Annotated in this window: 15 protein-coding genes and 1 tRNA gene; 8 read left to right on the top strand and 8 right to left on the bottom strand. The window is 64.7% G+C overall.

Annotated features, from left to right (window positions below; all coding sequences use genetic code 11):
* Together H8B03_RS19030 and H8B03_RS17655 are read left to right on the top strand one after the other, a co-directional pair.
* Positions 1-254 (top strand): hypothetical protein (locus tag H8B03_RS19030; protein WP_226926072.1); only part of this gene is annotated, 254 nt, incomplete at its 5' end.
* 65 nt (positions 255-319) lie between these two features.
* Positions 320-1,696 carry an arylsulfotransferase family protein gene (locus tag H8B03_RS17655; RefSeq protein ID WP_193143215.1) on the top strand — a complete coding sequence of 459 codons (1,377 nt, stop codon included), beginning with the start codon at positions 320-322 and terminating at the stop codon, positions 1,694-1,696.
* Here the strand turns inward: H8B03_RS17655 and msrQ are convergent.
* The 3 genes from msrQ to H8B03_RS17640 all read right to left on the bottom strand — a co-directional run bounded on the left by msrQ (position 1,693) and on the right by H8B03_RS17640 (position 4,871).
* The gene (gene msrQ, locus H8B03_RS17650; protein ID WP_193143226.1) at positions 1,693-2,301 is read right to left on the bottom strand and encodes a protein-methionine-sulfoxide reductase heme-binding subunit MsrQ; all 609 of its coding nucleotides are present in this window, start codon (positions 2,299-2,301) and stop codon (positions 1,693-1,695) included. The genes H8B03_RS17655 and msrQ overlap by 4 nt on opposite strands.
* A 79-nt stretch (positions 2,302-2,380) precedes the next feature.
* Positions 2,381-3,292, bottom strand: coding sequence for a protein-methionine-sulfoxide reductase catalytic subunit MsrP (msrP, locus tag H8B03_RS17645; protein WP_193143214.1), 912 nt, complete (start codon positions 3,290-3,292; stop codon positions 2,381-2,383).
* An 85-nt stretch (positions 3,293-3,377) separates the two neighbouring features.
* Positions 3,378-4,871, bottom strand: coding sequence for an FMN-binding glutamate synthase family protein (locus tag H8B03_RS17640; RefSeq protein WP_193143213.1), 1,494 nt, complete (start codon positions 4,869-4,871; stop codon positions 3,378-3,380).
* Between the two features lie 286 nt (positions 4,872-5,157).
* Between H8B03_RS17640 and H8B03_RS17635 the strand changes: the two genes are divergently transcribed.
* Positions 5,158-5,643: a fasciclin domain-containing protein gene (locus tag H8B03_RS17635; protein WP_193143212.1), complete on the top strand. Its 486-nt coding sequence runs from the start codon at positions 5,158-5,160 to the stop codon at positions 5,641-5,643.
* 54 nt (positions 5,644-5,697) lie between these two features.
* Here H8B03_RS17635 and clpB read toward each other — a convergent pair whose 3' ends face one another.
* Positions 5,698-8,313, bottom strand: coding sequence for an ATP-dependent chaperone ClpB (gene clpB, locus H8B03_RS17630; protein ID WP_193143211.1), 2,616 nt, complete (start codon positions 8,311-8,313; stop codon positions 5,698-5,700).
* A gap of 190 nt (positions 8,314-8,503) precedes the next feature.
* Here clpB and pyrF point away from each other — a divergent pair, with 190 nt between their 5' ends.
* From pyrF to H8B03_RS17615, 3 genes are all read left to right on the top strand, one after another.
* A complete protein-coding gene (gene pyrF, locus H8B03_RS17625) occupies positions 8,504-9,199 on the top strand; it encodes an orotidine-5'-phosphate decarboxylase (protein ID WP_193143210.1) in 696 nt (231 codons plus the stop codon).
* 340 nt (positions 9,200-9,539) lie between these two features.
* On the top strand, positions 9,540-10,796 hold the full coding sequence (locus H8B03_RS17620) for a DNA polymerase IV (RefSeq protein WP_193143209.1): 1,257 nt from the start codon (positions 9,540-9,542) through the stop codon (positions 10,794-10,796).
* 9 nt (positions 10,797-10,805) lie between these two features.
* Positions 10,806-11,444 (top strand): hypothetical protein, encoded by a 639-nt coding sequence (locus H8B03_RS17615; protein ID WP_193143208.1) that lies wholly within the window; start codon positions 10,806-10,808, stop codon positions 11,442-11,444.
* A 4-nt stretch (positions 11,445-11,448) separates the two neighbouring features.
* Here H8B03_RS17615 and H8B03_RS17610 read toward each other — a convergent pair whose 3' ends face one another.
* Positions 11,449-12,303 (bottom strand): N-formylglutamate amidohydrolase, encoded by an 855-nt coding sequence (locus H8B03_RS17610; RefSeq protein ID WP_319022502.1) that lies wholly within the window; start codon positions 12,301-12,303, stop codon positions 11,449-11,451.
* A gap of 136 nt (positions 12,304-12,439) precedes the next feature.
* On the opposite strand from H8B03_RS17610, the gene H8B03_RS17605 reads away from it, so the two are divergent.
* Together H8B03_RS17605 and ykgO are read left to right on the top strand one after the other, a co-directional pair.
* A tRNA-Val gene (locus H8B03_RS17605) sits at positions 12,440-12,514 on the top strand.
* A gap of 70 nt (positions 12,515-12,584) precedes the next feature.
* Positions 12,585-12,710 carry a type B 50S ribosomal protein L36 gene (gene ykgO, locus H8B03_RS17600; protein WP_133343857.1) on the top strand — a complete coding sequence of 42 codons (126 nt, stop codon included), beginning with the start codon at positions 12,585-12,587 and terminating at the stop codon, positions 12,708-12,710.
* Positions 12,711-12,774: 64 nt separating this feature from the next.
* Here ykgO and H8B03_RS17595 read toward each other — a convergent pair whose 3' ends face one another.
* From H8B03_RS17595 to H8B03_RS17590, 3 genes are read right to left on the bottom strand one after another with little or no spacing between them, the layout of a single operon-like run.
* Positions 12,775-14,001 carry a phenylacetate--CoA ligase family protein gene (locus H8B03_RS17595; RefSeq protein ID WP_193143206.1) on the bottom strand — a complete coding sequence of 409 codons (1,227 nt, stop codon included), beginning with the start codon at positions 13,999-14,001 and terminating at the stop codon, positions 12,775-12,777.
* Positions 14,002-14,014: 13 nt separating this feature from the next.
* Positions 14,015-14,218, bottom strand: a complete 204-nt coding sequence (locus H8B03_RS19025) for a GDCCVxC domain-containing (seleno)protein (RefSeq protein WP_319022505.1) — start codon at positions 14,216-14,218, stop codon at positions 14,015-14,017.
* Between the two features lie 17 nt (positions 14,219-14,235).
* On the bottom strand, positions 14,236-15,063 hold the full coding sequence (locus H8B03_RS17590; RefSeq protein WP_193143205.1) for an ABC transporter ATP-binding protein: 828 nt from the start codon (positions 15,061-15,063) through the stop codon (positions 14,236-14,238).
* Between the last annotated feature and the right edge of the window lie 17 nt (positions 15,064-15,080).

Below are 15,080 nucleotides of genomic sequence, written 5' to 3'. Positions count from 1 at the left end.
AAAAACAAACAATAACATACGGATACTATCCATCACCCGCACAGCAACACTCCCCGCCAAAACCAGAACACACCCAAACCAAAACCACAAACGGTACCGCGATACCCAATGACCAAAGGGAAACCCAACAAACAAAACACAAACAATACCAATATCCGCGAATCCAAGAAAAACAACGCAATCGCAGAGCCGAACAAGGGTTGCTGCACCGCCCGATCTTCGCAAAGATCGCGACACGTCTAAGGCGGGCCTGACGGCATGTCCAAGTGGCCCGGCCGGAATACCCGGCCGCATGGCCAAGGGACGGAAGGAGATGACGATGTGGTTCGAGCGCGTCCTGTTCAAGCGGGTGGAAGTGTGGCTGGTGCTGCTGCTGCTTGTTCTGGTTCTGCCCGGCATCGTCCTGTTCGGCGAGATCGTGAAAAGCGAAGCGGTGTCCCGCCAGTACCCTGACCGGCCATCCCGCTGGGGCACCATCGGCGATGCGGCCTATTTCGTGGCCGATCTGCCCGAGGTGCTGAAAAGCGCGATGGAAACGGGTTCGGCCTTTCACGCCGGCAGCGCGCGACGCCTGGCCGATATTCCTTCGGGCTGGTCGCAGGTTTCGGACGGACCGGCCCTCTCGGGCTATCTGCTGTTCAGCCGGATCGACGGCGATCTGGGTCGGACCGTCGTGGAACTAGTGGACCTGAGCGACTTCTCGGTCCTGCACCGCTGGCTGCCGGCGCCCGAAACGCTGTTCGCCGGGCTGCCGCGCACGTCGAAGATCGTGCCCTATGCGTTCTGGTCCTCGGCCCGGTTCCGCGCCATGCACCCGCTGCTGGAGGCTGATGGCTCGCTGGTGATGCATGGCCAGACCTCGCCGCTGATGCGACTGTCCCCTTGCGGAGACATGCTTTGGATGCAGGACGACATCATGCTGCACCATTCGCTGAACCGGGATGCCGAGGGCAACTACTGGTCGCCGGGGTTCACCGAACCGACAGAGCTTGGCCTGTCAGAGAAGTTCCACGACGATACGCTTGTGCAGATCTCGCCCGAGGGAGAGATTCTGTTCACGCGGTCGCTGACGCAGCTTCTGATCGATCATGGCCATGAGTACATGGTCTACCAGATGGGAGAATACCGCGAGGATCCGCTGCACCTGAACGATATCCAGCCCGTTCTGTCGGACGGCCCCTATTGGAAAACCGGCGATCTGCTTATCAGTGCGCGGGATATCGCAGCGATCCTGCTGTACCGGCCCTCGACCGACGAAATCCTGTGGATGAAGCGCGGACCGTGGATGGCCCAGCATGACGTGGATATCCTGGGGCCAACCACCATCTCGGTGTTCAACAACAACGTGCGCAACCGGGGCGCCGGCGCCTATATCGACACCACCTCCAACGTGCTGGTCTATGATCTGGAAAGCGACACGGTGACCAGCCCCTACCAAACAGCACTGGAAGAGGCCGTGGTTCTGGCCACCACCAACGGATTGTCGGACATGACGGAGTCCGGGCATCTGATCGTGGAGGAAGACACCGCGGGCCGGCTGCTGGTCTTTGGACCCGACCGCGCGCTGGCGTGGCAATACATGAACCGGGATGCGGCGGGCACGCCCTATCGCATGGCATGGTCGCGCTATGTACCCAAGGCGCTTGGCGATCAGGCGCGGGCGGCTCTGGCGGCGGCCTCTTGCCCCGCGCCCTAGCGGCGCGGCACCAGACGCAGCATCAACAGACCGACGATAGCCCCGAAATAGAGGATCGGTTCGGTCTGCCAGCCCTTCACCAGCATCACGAAATGCGCCGATCCCAACAGCACCGCCGGGTAGGTCAGCATGTGCAGGCGGCGCCAGCGCAGCGGCCCCAACCGGCGCAGGCTCCAGTTGTTCGAGGTCAGCGCCAGCGGCAGAAGACACAGGAACCCGGCCATGCCGATGGTGATATAGGGCCGTTTGACGATGTCCTTCCAGATCGCTGCCAGGGATTGCACGTCCAGCAGGGCCCAGACGCTGAGATGCGCCAGCACATAGAAGAAGGCCGTCAGACCGATGGCACGGCGAAAGCGGATCAGGTTCACACCCAGCATGCGCCGCAGGGGGGTCACGGCCAGCCCGGCCACCAGGAATTGCAACGCCAGAAGCCCATAGCGATGTTCCAGCGCCTCGATCGGGTTGACGCCCATCTCGCCGTTCAGGGCCTTCCAGAAGAACCACGGCATCGGCAGCAGCCCAAACAGATAGACCGGCCACGTCGGCAGCCGCCGGGAGGCCGTGTTCAGCGCATCGGTCACCGCCGCCCAAAGCGGCGTCATCGGTGCGTTCGCGCCGGGTGTGATCCGTTGAGTCATGGCCCAAGCCCTTGGCACGTCGCGCCGGGGCGCGCATCTGCTGTCAGTAGAATTTCGCCAGATCCATGCCGGAATACAGGCCCGCAACATCGTCGGCATAGCCATTGAACATCAGGGTGGGCTGCTTCTTGGCGAACAGGCCGCCGCCAACCCGGCGTTCGCTGGCCTGGCTCCATCGCGGGTGATCCACTTGCGGGTTCACATTGGCATAGAAACCGTATTCGCGCGGCTGCAGCATGTTCCAGGTGGTCGGCGGTTCCTGATCCGTCAGGGTGATCCGCACGATCGACTTGATCGACTTGAAGCCATACTTCCACGGCACCACCAGCCGCAACGGCGCGCCGTTCTGGTTGGGCAGCGACTTGCCGTACAGCCCCGTGGCCATCAGGGTCAGCGGGTTCATGGCCTCGTCCAGCCGCAGCCCCTCGCGATAGGGCCAGTCCAGCGCCGATGTCCGCTGGCCGCGCATTTCCTCGGGGCGGAACAGGGTCTCGAATGCCACGTATTTCGCCGAGGGCTGCACCCCGACCTTGTTCAGCAGGGCGCCCAACTCGAAGCCGTTCCAGGGGATAATCATCGACCAGGCCTCGACACAACGGAAACGATAGATCCGTTCCTCGATGGTCAGCCCGGCCATCAGGTCGCCCAGATCGTAGGTGCCCGGACGCTCGACCATACCGTCGATCTTGACGCTCCACGGATCGGTGGTCAGGGCCTCGGCATGGCGGGCCGGATCGGTCTTGTCCCATCCGAACTCGTAGAAATTGTTGTACTGGGTGATGTCCTCGAAGCTGTTGGGCGTCTCGTCGGTGGAAAACGCCCCGGCCGCATGCAGCGGTCGCGCCAGCGCGGACAGGCCAAGGACCCCCGCGCCGGCCAGCAAGGTCCGACGGTTGAGGAAATCGGCTTCGGGTGTGACATCGGCCCAGGTCAGTCGGCGAGAGTGGCGGCGCATCGGATCCTCCGTTGATCACCGGGAACCTAACCCGCTTGGCCGGGGGGTCAAAGACAACCCTGCTCACAGCTTCGTTGGGAATGTGTCAGGTCGGGCTGACATGCTCGGGCTCGGGATACAGCGCGTTCATCCGCAGCGACCGGCCGTTGGGCTGCACCAGCCGCACATGTCCCCGGCCCAACTGGCGCGGCCCGTCGACCCCGACCGAATGGGCGATGACTTCGACCTCCTTGATCACCGAAGTCGCGAAATTGGCCACCTTGCGATACTTGTCCTCGACCACCAGCCCCTGCTGGAGGCGCGGGTCATGGGTGGTGATCCCGGTCGGGCAGGTGTTCTTGTTGCACTTCAGCGCCTGGATACAGCCAAGCGCGAACATGAAGCCACGCGCCGAGGTGACGAAATCGGCCCCCGCCGCCAGCGCCCAGGCCACATCGCCGGGATTGACCAGCTTGGCACTGGCGATCAGGCGGATGCGGTCCCGCAGACCGTATTCGTTCAGCATGTCCGACATGCGCGGCAGCGCCTCGCGAATGGGCATGCCCACCAGATCCATCAGCGGCATGGGCGAGGCCCCGGTGCCGCCCTCCCCGCCATCGATGGTGATGAAATCCGGCGCACTGTCGGCGCCGCGTGCGTTGATCGTCGAAAAGAACTCCCGCACTCCGTCGACCGAGCCGATGCACATCTTGACGCCCACCGGCTTGCCCGTGACCTCGCGCACATGGCCGATGAAATCCAGCAGGTCGTCCCAATTGTGCACTTCGGTGTGGCGATTGGGCGAATAGCTGGTTTCGTTCAGCGGGATGCCGCGAATTTCGGCGATCTCGGGGGTGATCTTGGCGGCCGGCAGGATACCGCCCTTGCCCGGCTTGGCGCCCTGGCTGAGCTTGATCTCGAACATGCGGATGTTGTCATGGGCCGCGATGGCGGCCAGCTTGCAATCGTCCAGATGCCCCGCCACATCGCGCACGCCGTATTTTGCGGTGCCGATCTGATAAACCAGATCACAGCCCGATTTCAGGTGATAGGGCGACACCCCACCCTCGCCGGTGTTCATCCAGATGCCCGCCTCCTTGGCACCCCGCGCCAGCGCCAGAACCGCAGGTTTGGAAATGGCGCCATAGCTCATGCCCGAGATATTGAAGAACGACGGCGCCTCGAACGGCTTGCGCGCGCCCGGTCCGATGACCAGCGGCCCCGCCGGGGCGGCTTCCTCATCCAGCGGCGGGAAGGCCGAATTCACGAAGATCGACGTGCCGACCACTTCAAGGTTGCGGGTCGATCCGAAGGCGATGGTATTGCCCTTGCCCGAGGCCGCCCGCGAGATCCAGTCGCGCTGCGCCCGGTTGAAGGGCAGTTCTTCGCGATCCATGGCAAAGAAATATTGCCGGAAGAATTCCCCCAGCGCGGTGAACAGATGCCGGAAGCGGCCCAGCACCGGATAGTTGCGGCGGATGGCGTCACGCGTCTGCACTCGGTCGATGATGAACAAGGTGATCGCCACCACCAGCGCCACCATAAGCCCCAGTACCAGCAACAGCCCCAGAAAGTTCAGCCCGCGTTCTACAAATTCCATCCGGTTCATCCTTCTCGGCCGCCCCGGCGCCCGCCGCCCGGTCTGGCTGCCACCGATTGCGCCACAATCGCCGGTAAAGAACAAAGGAAATCCGAAGACCGCCCCGGTTTTTCGTCACAAGCCCTCACTTTGAGTTGACTGGAAATCCCAGGATCGCGGGCTTAGGCGCGCCGGGGCCGCCGTCAAGATCCTTCCACGCGGCCAACCGGCCTGATTTTTGTCCGCGCCTGCCTACTCTCTGTGCCAACGCAACGACGCGTTTCTTGTGTAGCAATGGAGAACACTCATGTTTCGCAGAACTTTCACCGCCCTGACCGCCGCCGCCTTCTTCGCCGGTCCGGCCTTCGCCGATGGCCACAGCAAGGACATCGTGGACACGGCGGTCGAAGCCGGCAGCTTCAACACCCTCGTGGCAGCGGTTCAGGCTGCGGGTCTGGTCGACACGCTGAAAGGCACTGGTCCCTTCACCGTCTTCGCCCCCACCGACGAGGCCTTTGCCGCCCTGCCCGATGGCACTGTCGAAACCCTGCTGATGCCGGAAAACAAGGATCAGCTGGTGGCGATCCTGACCTATCACGTGGTGCCGGCCAAGGTGATGTCGGGGGAGCTGGTAGATCAAACCGTCAGCGCCAAGACCGTCAACGGTGGTGAGTTGATCATCGATGGCCGCGATGGCGTGAAGGTCAACGACGCCATGGTCATCCAGGCCGACATCGAAGCCAGCAACGGCGTGATCCACGTTGTCGACCAGGTGATCATTCCCGAAGGCTGATACGAAAAGGGGCGGCCCCGAAGAGGCCGCCCCATATTTCCAGTTGCGGGGGGACTAGTGCACCACCGCATCCTCGGGCTTGGGCCGCTGCGACGCGCTGATCCGGTCGCCCACGATCAACCCGTCGGCCCCGGCTGAAACCGTGATGACGTCGCCGTCCTTCACATCCCCGGCCAGGATCATCTCGGCCAACTGATCCTGCAAGGCGCGCTGGATCACGCGCTTCAGCGGACGCGCCCCGAACACCGGATCATAGCCTTCGTCGGCCAGCCACTTGTGCGCTGGCTCATCCAGTTCGACCGACAGCTTGCGGGCCGCCAGACGTTTCTCCAGGCGCGACAGCTGGATATCGACGATGCCATCCATGTCCTCGCGGTTCAGGCGATCGAAGATGATCGTCTCGTCCAGACGGTTCAGGAACTCGGGCCGGAAGTGTGCCCGCACCGCATCCATCACGTCGCGCTTGGCCTGCGCTGCATCAGCCCCATCGGGCAGCTGGCTCAGCGCCTGCGACCCCAGGTTCGACGTCAGCACGATCAACGTCTGCTTGAAGTCCACAGTGCGGCCCTGACCATCGGTCAGCACGCCGTCATCCAGAACCTGCAATAGCACGTTGAACACATCCGGATGCGCCTTCTCGACCTCGTCGAACAGCACCACCTGGTACGGACGCCGCCGCACGGCTTCGGTCAGAACCCCGCCCTCGTCATATCCGACATAGCCCGGAGGCGCGCCGATCAGGCGGGCAACCGCGTGCTTCTCCATGAACTCGCTCATGTCGATGCGCACCATGGCGTTGTCGTCGTCGAACAGGTACTCGGCCACGGCCTTGGTCAGCTCGGTCTTGCCGACACCGGTCGGCCCGAGGAACAGGAACGAGCCCAGCGGCCGGTTCTCGTCGTTCAGACCCGCCCGCGCGCGGCGCACGGCGTTCGACACGGCGGTCACCGCCGTGCGCTGGCCGATCACCCGCTTGCCCAGTTCCTCTTCCATGCGCAGCAACTTCTCGCGCTCGCCTTCCAGCATCTTCGAGGTCGGAATCCCGGTCCAGCGTTCCACCACACCGGCGATCTGCTCAGGGCGCACGGCCTCTTCGACCATCACGTCGCTTTCGGCTTCCTCGGCAGAGGCCAGCCTCTTTTCCAGATCCGGGATCACGCCATAGGACAGCTCCCCGGCGCGGGCCAGGTTGCCTTCGCGCTTGGCCTGATCCAGCTCGGCACGGGCATGGTCCAGCTTTTCCTTGATGTCACGGGCCTGGGCCAGCTTGTCGCGTTCGGCCTGCCATTGCGCCGTCATCTCGGCAGAGCGCTGCATCAGGTCGCCCAACTCGGCTTCCAGCTTTTCCAGCCGGTCTTTCGACGCCGCGTCGTCTTCCTTCTTCAGGGCCTCGGCCTCGATCTGCAACTGCAGGATCTGGCGATCCAGCGCGTCCAGTTCCTCGGGCTTGCTGTCCACTTCCATCCGCAACCGGCTGGCGGCCTCATCGACCAGGTCGATGGCCTTGTCCGGCAGGAAACGGTCGGTGATATAGCGGTGCGACAGGGTTGCCGCCGCCACAAGGGCCGAGTCGCTGATCCGCACCCCGTGGTGCAGCTCGTATTTCTCCTTGATGCCGCGCAGGATCGACACGGTGTCTTCCACCGTCGGCTCCTCGACCAGCACCGGCTGGAACCGCCGGGCCAGGGCCGCGTCCTTCTCGACGTGCTTGCGGTATTCATCCAGCGTGGTCGCGCCGACGCAGTGAAGCTCCCCGCGCGCCAGCGCCGGTTTCAGCAGGTTGCTGGCATCCATCGCCCCATCCGCCTTGCCCGCGCCAACCAGCGTGTGCATCTCGTCGATGAACAGCACGATCTCGCCAGCCGCGGCCTCGATCTCCTTCAGGATCGCCTTCAGACGCTCCTCGAACTCACCGCGATACTTGGCGCCCGCGATCAAAGATCCCATGTCCAGCGCCATCAGCCGCTTGTTCTTCAGGCTCTCGGGCACGTCACCGTCGATGATGCGCAGGGCCAGCCCCTCGGCAATCGCCGTTTTACCGACGCCGGGTTCCCCGATCAGCACCGGGTTGTTCTTGGTCCGCCGGCTCAGCACCTGCATGGTGCGCCGGATTTCCTCGTCGCGGCCGATGATCGGGTCGATCTTGCCGTCCCGCGCTGCCTGCGTCAGATCCCGCGCGTATTTCTTCAGCGCGTCATAGCCATCCTCGGCCGAAGCACTGTCCGCCGTGCGCCCCTTGCGCAGATCGTTGATTGCCGAATTCAGCGCCATGGCGGTGACCGCCCCGGCATCCAGTGCCTCCTTAGCCTTGGATTTCACCACCGCCAGCGCGGTCAAAATGCGCTCCACGGCCACAAAGCTGTCGCCGGCCTTGGTGGCAATCTTCTCGGATTCGTCCAGCACCTTGGCGGTCTGCTGATCCATATAGACCTGCCCCGCATCGCCGCTGACCTTGGGCAGCTTCGACAGGGCCAGATCGGTGGCCTCGCGCACCCGCTCGGGCGCGCCCCCGGCACGTTTGATCAGGTTGGCCGCAAGACCTTCCTCGTCATCCAGCAGGGCTTTCAGGACATGTTCGGGGGAAAGTTTCTGATGCCCCTCGCGCATCGCAATCGTCTGGGCCGCTTGCAGAAAGCCGCGCGACCGCTCCGTGAACTTTTCAAGGTTCATGGTGTTCTCCTTTTCTCAGCACCCTTGGCAATCCCGCCCGGCTTGGCGGCACGGGATCTGTCGGGCCTCACGTTGAATTTGGGAATTGTCGGCGCGCGGCTCAAGGGTCCGCGCGCATTTTCCCGGTGTTCCGGGCCTTGACCTTGGCCCTGCCCGGTCCCATCACCGCCGAAAACCACCGGAGCCCGCCATGACCGATGACCGCCTCATTGTCGCCCTCGACGTTCCCAACGCCCTGTCCGGGCTGCAACTGGCCCAGAAGATCGGCGATGCCGCCTGCTTCTACAAGATCGGGCTGGGGATGCTGACAGGCGGCGGACTGGCCCTGGCCAACGAGCTGAAACAGGATCACGGCAAGCGCATCTTTCTCGACATGAAGCTGTTCGACATCGGCGCCACGGTGGAAAACGCGGTGCGCGGTCTGGCGCAATTCGATCTCGACTTCCTCACCGTGCACGGCGATCCGCATGTGGTGCGCGCAGCTTGCGAAGGGGCGGCCGGATCCAACCTGAAAATCCTCGCGGTCACCATCCTGACCTCGCTCGACCGCGGCGACCTAGATGCCTGCATGATCCAATCAGGCGATATCCCCGACCTCGTCACCGAACGCGCCGCCCGCGCCCTCGCCGCCGGAGCCCATGGCGTCATCGCCTCCCCGCAGGAGGCCGCCCTGATCCGCGCCCTGCCGGAAGCCTCTGGAAAACTCATTGTCACCCCCGGCGTGCGCCCCACCGGCAGCGCGCTTGGCGATCAGAAACGCGTGGCCACCCCGGCAAGCGCCATCACCGACGGCGCCGATCACATCGTGGTGGGCCGCCCGATCTGGACCGCCGACAGCCCCCGCGCCGCAGCGCAGGCGATCCAGGCCGAACTCGCCGCGCTCTGAGTTTCTTTTTGGCGAAAATACTCACGTCGTGATCGCGCCACAGGCACCGCGCAATGACAGGGGCATGCACCGTCCAGCGGCCCGAACGACCAATTCTGTACCTGAGATATATGGTTTTGATATCAGAAGCTTGCGCGGGACCCGGCCCGATCTCCGGCCTCTGACATTCGTGAGCCGCACCTTCCGGCACGGCCCATGGAGATCATGCCGCGACCGGCAGTTTTGGGTCAAGCGAACTTGCGCTTCAAGGTCTGGAATTCTTGCCCTTAGGTTAACGCCCCCGGCTCTCGTTCGTCGCACACCGCTTGCCCGGCGCGGGCCAACCGCCTAAGCCTGCCCCATGCCCTGCCTGTGCCGAGATTGCCTGGCGACCTCCCCCGGCGCGCCCCTGCGCTGCCCGACCTGTGGATCGCCCCGAATGCTGTCGCACCCCGAGCTGTTCTCGCTCTCGGTGGCGCATATGGACTGCGACGCCTTCTATGCCAGCGTCGAGAAACGCGACAACCCGGATCTGCGCGACAAGCCGGTCATCATCGGCGGCGGCAAGCGCGGCGTGGTTTCCACCGCCTGCTATATCGCCCGGATCAAGGGCGTGCGTTCGGCCATGCCGATGTTCCAGGCTCTGAAGCTTTGCCCCGAGGCGGTGGTGGTGCGCGGCGACATGGCCACCTATGCCCGCGTCAGCCGCCAGATCCGCGACATGATGGAGGCACTGACCCCGGCGGTCGAGCCGCTGTCGCTGGACGAGGCGTTTCTCGACCTCACCGGCACCGAGAAACTGCACGGCGCGCCGCCGGCGGTGGTGCTGGCCGGCCTGGTGAAGCGGATGCAGGACGAGATCGGCATCACCGGCTCCATCGGTCTCAGCCACAACAAGTTCCTGGCCAAGGTGGCATCGGATCTGGACAAGCCGCGCGGTTTCTCGGTGATCGGCAAGGCCGAGACCGCGGATTTCCTCGAACACCAGCCCGTGCGGCTGATCTGGGGCGTCGGGCAGGCCACGCAGGCCGCACTGGATAAGGCCGGCATCCGCACCTTCGCGGATCTGCGCCGCTGGGATCGGCGCGACCTGCACGCCCGCTTTGGCGGCTTCGGCGAACGGCTCTGGCATCTGGCGCGCGGGCAGGATGCACGTTCCATCTCGGCCCGCCGTCCGGTCAAGTCAATCTCCAACGAAACCACCTTTTTCGAGGACACCGCCGATCCCGAGGTCCTGGATGGTCACCTGTGGCGGCTGTCGGAAAAGGTGGCCGACCGCGCCAAGGCCAAGGAGTATGCGGGCCGGGTCGTCACCCTGAAGCTGAAGCGGGCCAACCACGCCCTGCTCAGCCGCCGCGAATCCCTGCGCGCACCAACGCAACTGGCCGACACGCTGTATCGCCACGCCCGCGCGCTGTACGACCGGGCCGGGGATGCCGGACCGTTCCGCCTGATCGGCGTCGGCCTGAGCGATCTGGTGCCCGCCGATCAGGCCGGGGCCACCGCCGACCTGCTGGACCCGGACGCCGCGCGCCGCGAAAAGGCCGAACGTGCCGCCGATGCCATCCGCAAACGCTTTGGCCCGCAGGCTATCGTCAAGGGCCGCGCCCTGCGCTAGGCTGACCCCATGCGCAGGATCGGCAGCGTCACGTCACTGGAAACCTTCGGGCGCACACGGTTGTCGCGGCATTTTTTCATGCGCGATTTCCTGTATTCCGAGATCGCCGCGATTCACCTGCGCCCCAACCTGCCCGACGATCCCGAGCTTGCCATTGCCACCGGAACCCGGCTGTGCACCGATCTGCTGGATCCGCTGGTCGAAACCTTCGGGCCGCTGCATGTCCGTTCCGCCCTGCGTGGTGCCGATCTGAACGCCTTTGGAAATGCAAAGGGGCTGAACTGCGCCCGCAACGCCGCCAGCGCGGCCAACCACATCTGGGACCGGCGCGATGGCCGGGGCCGCATGGGCGCCTGCGCCTGCATCGTGATCCCGTGGTTCGCCGACCGCTATGAACAGGGGCGCGACTGGCGGCATCTGGCGTGGTGGCTGCACGACCACCTGCCCTATTCGGCAATCCAGTTCTTTCCCCGGCTGGCGGCTTTCAACCTGACATGGCGCGAAGACCGCGAAGGCCGCATCGCGTCGTTCATCCCGCCGCGCGGCCTGCTGCTGCGGCCCGGCGCAGAACCGCCGCTGGACCGCACCGCCCGTCAGACGCTCTATGCAGATTTCCCGGCCTTTCGCGGCATCCGCTACCCGGAGTAAGCGGCTACTCTGCCGCCAACGGCACCTTGGGCGCGCCGTATTTGACAACCTCGGCCATGACGCGGGTCAGGATCCGGCGGGTCTCGGCAAAACCGCTGCTGCGCACCATTCGTGTCTCGTCCATGTACAGCGCCCGGTCGATCTCGACCTGCACCACGTGCTGGCCATAGGCCGGCCGGCCATAGCGCTGCGAAATGAAGGCCCCGGCGAAGGGCGCATTGCGCGCCACCCGCAGCCCTTCGGCGACAAAGGCGCTTTCCAGACGATCCACGAAGTCCTCATCCGCCGCCGCCCCGAACCGATCGCCCAGCACGATCTGCGGCGCCACCCGCCGCGCCGAGGCGGTGGTGATCGCCTCATGCGGCATCGAATGACAGTCGATCAGGATCGCCTTGCCGAAGCGCGCCGTCTGCTCCCGCATCAATTCGGCCAGCGCCGCGTGATAGGGCCGCCAGTGCCGATCCAGCCGGGTCTGCGCCTCGACCATCGACAGCTTGCCGGAATAGATCGCCTGGCCCTGCGCCACCACCCGTGGAATCACTCCCAGCCCGGAGCTGACCCGCGGGTTGTGCGCCAGACGCCGCACCCCTTCGATCACCGCCGAATCAAGCTCGTCCATGCTGCGGTTCAAATCCACATAGGCACGCGGGGTGCGGGCCGTCAGCAGAGGCGCCCCCATCTCGGGTGCCGCCGCGATCAACTGATCCACATAGGCATCTTCCGACGACCGCAGCGCATTGCCCTTCAGCACCGACCGCCGCCGGAATGCCCCGGAATAGGCCCGTCCGCTGTGCGGCGAGGCAAAGACCACCGCAGTGGTCACCGGATCGGGAATAATCAGGTCGTAGGGCACAGGCACTCGCATCTCTTGACCCACTCATATAGCCGATTTTTTTTAGCCTCCAATACCCCTTGAACCCTCCGCCGACTCCTTCTATAGACCCTGCACCACCGCGCGGAAGGGGCGTTTCAGACGCAATGGAAGCTGCGGGAAGGGGTGATTAGCTCAGCGGTAGAGCACTTCGTTGACATCGAAGGGGTCACTGGTTCGATCCCAGTATCGCCCACCATTCATTCCTTGCGCAGGCAAGGTCAGGTTCAACAGGCGCAAGGACGCGCCGCGACGGATAGGAGAGGACCATGAAGGTCAGAAACTCGCTTCGCTCGCTCAAGCAGCGTCACCGCGATTGCCGTGTTGTGCGCCGCAAGGGCCGGGTCTATGTGATCAACAAGACCCAGAAACGGTTCAAGGCACGCCAGGGCTGATTGCCGGGCACCTGAACACGACGAAAGCCGCCCTCGGGCGGCTTTTTTTGTGTCTTGCCCCAACTCAGGCGGGGTCGTAGTCGCGCTGATCGTCGATCACCTTGCCGTCCCGCGGCAGGCTACCCGGCGCCACCAGTTCGACCCGTCCCTTCAGCTTCAGAACCGCCGCCGCCGAGTCGCCATAGGCGGCAGGATCATTGGCATCGGTCTCAAGCTGCACCAGCATGGCATCCGCAGCGCCTTCGCGGGTGACGGTCACGCGGGCGCGAGCCACCTCCGGGTGGCGGGCCACAAGGGCGGCCACCTGCTCGGGCCGCACGAACATGCCCTTGATCTTGGCGGTCTGGTCGGCACGCCCCATCCAGCCCTTGATCCGCAGGTTGGTGCGTCCGCAGGCCGAGACCCCGGGCAATACTGCCGACAGATCGCCGGTGGCAAAGCGGATCAACGGGTAGTCGGGGTTCAGCGAGGTCACCACGACCTCGCCCACCTCACCCTCGGGCACCGGATCGCCGGTGCCGGGGGTGACGATCTCGACCAGCACGCCCTCGTCCACGATCAGCCCTTCCATGGCCGGCGATTCATACGCGATGTTGCCCAGATCGGCAGTGGCATAGCATTGCAGGCATGTGATGCCGCGATCCGCGTACTCCTGCCGCAAGGCCGGAAACAATGCGCCGCCCGATACCGCTGCCTTGGTGATCTTCAGGGCCAGCCCCATCTCGTCGGCCTTGTCCAGGATCACCTTCAGGTAGTCGGGCGTTCCGGCATAGGCCGTGGCCCCGATGTCATGGGCCGCCTGCGCCTGCAATTCGGTCTGGCCGGTGCCCGCTGGGATCACCGCCGCCCCCACGGCGCGCGCGCCATTTTCGAAGATCATCCCCGCCGGGGTCAGATGATAGCCGAAACAGTTCTGCACGATGTCGCCCGCGCCGATGCCGCAAGCGTGCAGGAACCGGCCCAGCCGCCACCAGTCGTGACTGATCATGCCCGGCTCGTACAGGGGCCCCGGCGACTGGAAGACATGGGCAAACCCTGATGCCGCATGGGGTACCAGCCCGCCAAAGGGGGGCGCCGCCTTCTGCGCGGCCCCCAGTTCCGCCTTGCGCAGCACCGGCAGGCGCGCCAGCGCGGCCAGATCGGTGATCCCCTCGGCGGCCACCCCGCCCAGGCTCTCGGCATATCCGGGCAGTGCCCGCGCCGCTGCGATCTGGGCCGGCAGGCATTCGGCGATCGATCCTGCCCGCGCGTCGGCGCTGCGGGTTTCCCAGTCATCGTAGAATGCAGTCATCGGTCACTTCCCCTCAGAAACAGCAGCCCGACCCGGCCTGAATCGGCGGGCAAGGCACATCGGCATAGGAACAGAACACGCAGCAATCCCCCGGCAAGGGGCGCAACACGGTCCGGCAGTTGCGGCATTCATGGAACCACTGGCAAGCGTCGGTCGGCATGGTCAACACCTCCACCTGCCCGCACTCGGGGCAGGTCAGCCGCGCCGTAGTCCGGATCTCAGACACCGCCGGTCTCAGCTCAACCAGCGCTTGCGGCGGCGGTAGGACCGCACATCCCGGAAACTCTTGCGGCCCTCTTCCGAAACGCCGAGGTAGAATTCCTTCACATCCGGGTTTTCCAGCAATTCCTTGGCCGGGCCGTCCATCACCACGCGTCCGGACTCAAGGATATAGCCGTAGTGGGCATAGCGCAGCGCCACCGTGGTGTTCTGTTCGGCCAGAAGGAAGCTCACGCCCTCCTGCTCGTTCAGCGTCTTCACGATGCCGAAGATCTCTTCCACCAGCTGCGGCGCCAACCCCATCGACGGCTCGTCCAGCAGGATGCACGCGGGCCGCGCCATCATCGCCCGCCCCATGGCCACCATCTGCTGCTCGCCGCCCGAGGTATAGCCCGCCTGCGACCGTCGCCGCTCCTTCAGACGCGGGAAGTAGTGATAGACCAGCTCCAGATCCTTGTTGATCGCGGCCGAGCCGTCGCGCCGCGTATAGGCGCCGGTCAGCAGGTTCTCCTCCACCGTCAGATGCTCGAAGCAATGGCGGCCTTCCATGACCTGGATGACGCCGCGCTTGACCAGCGTCGCGGGGTCCAGCCCCTGCACACGCTCGCCCTGATAGTGGATCGAGCCCTTGGTGACCTCGCCACGCTCGGAATGCAGCAGGTTCGACACCGCTTTCAGCGTCGTGGTCTTGCCAGCCCCATTGCCGCCCAGCAGCGCGGTGATGCCGCCCTTGGGTACGCTCAGGCTGACCCCTTTCAGCACCAGGATCACATGGTTGTAGATCACCTCGATGTTGTTGACCTCCAGAAGCGTCTCCCGGGTCTCGGCAGTGGCATCCAGCATGGCGATCCTCGTCTGAT

The sequence above is a fragment of the Meridianimarinicoccus sp. MJW13 genome, assembly GCF_014901205.1.
Lineage (GTDB): Bacteria > Pseudomonadota > Alphaproteobacteria > Rhodobacterales > Rhodobacteraceae > Meridianimarinicoccus.
The sequence above is the reverse complement of the archived record's forward strand: the minus strand, read 5'-3'. Positions and strand labels throughout refer to the sequence as shown.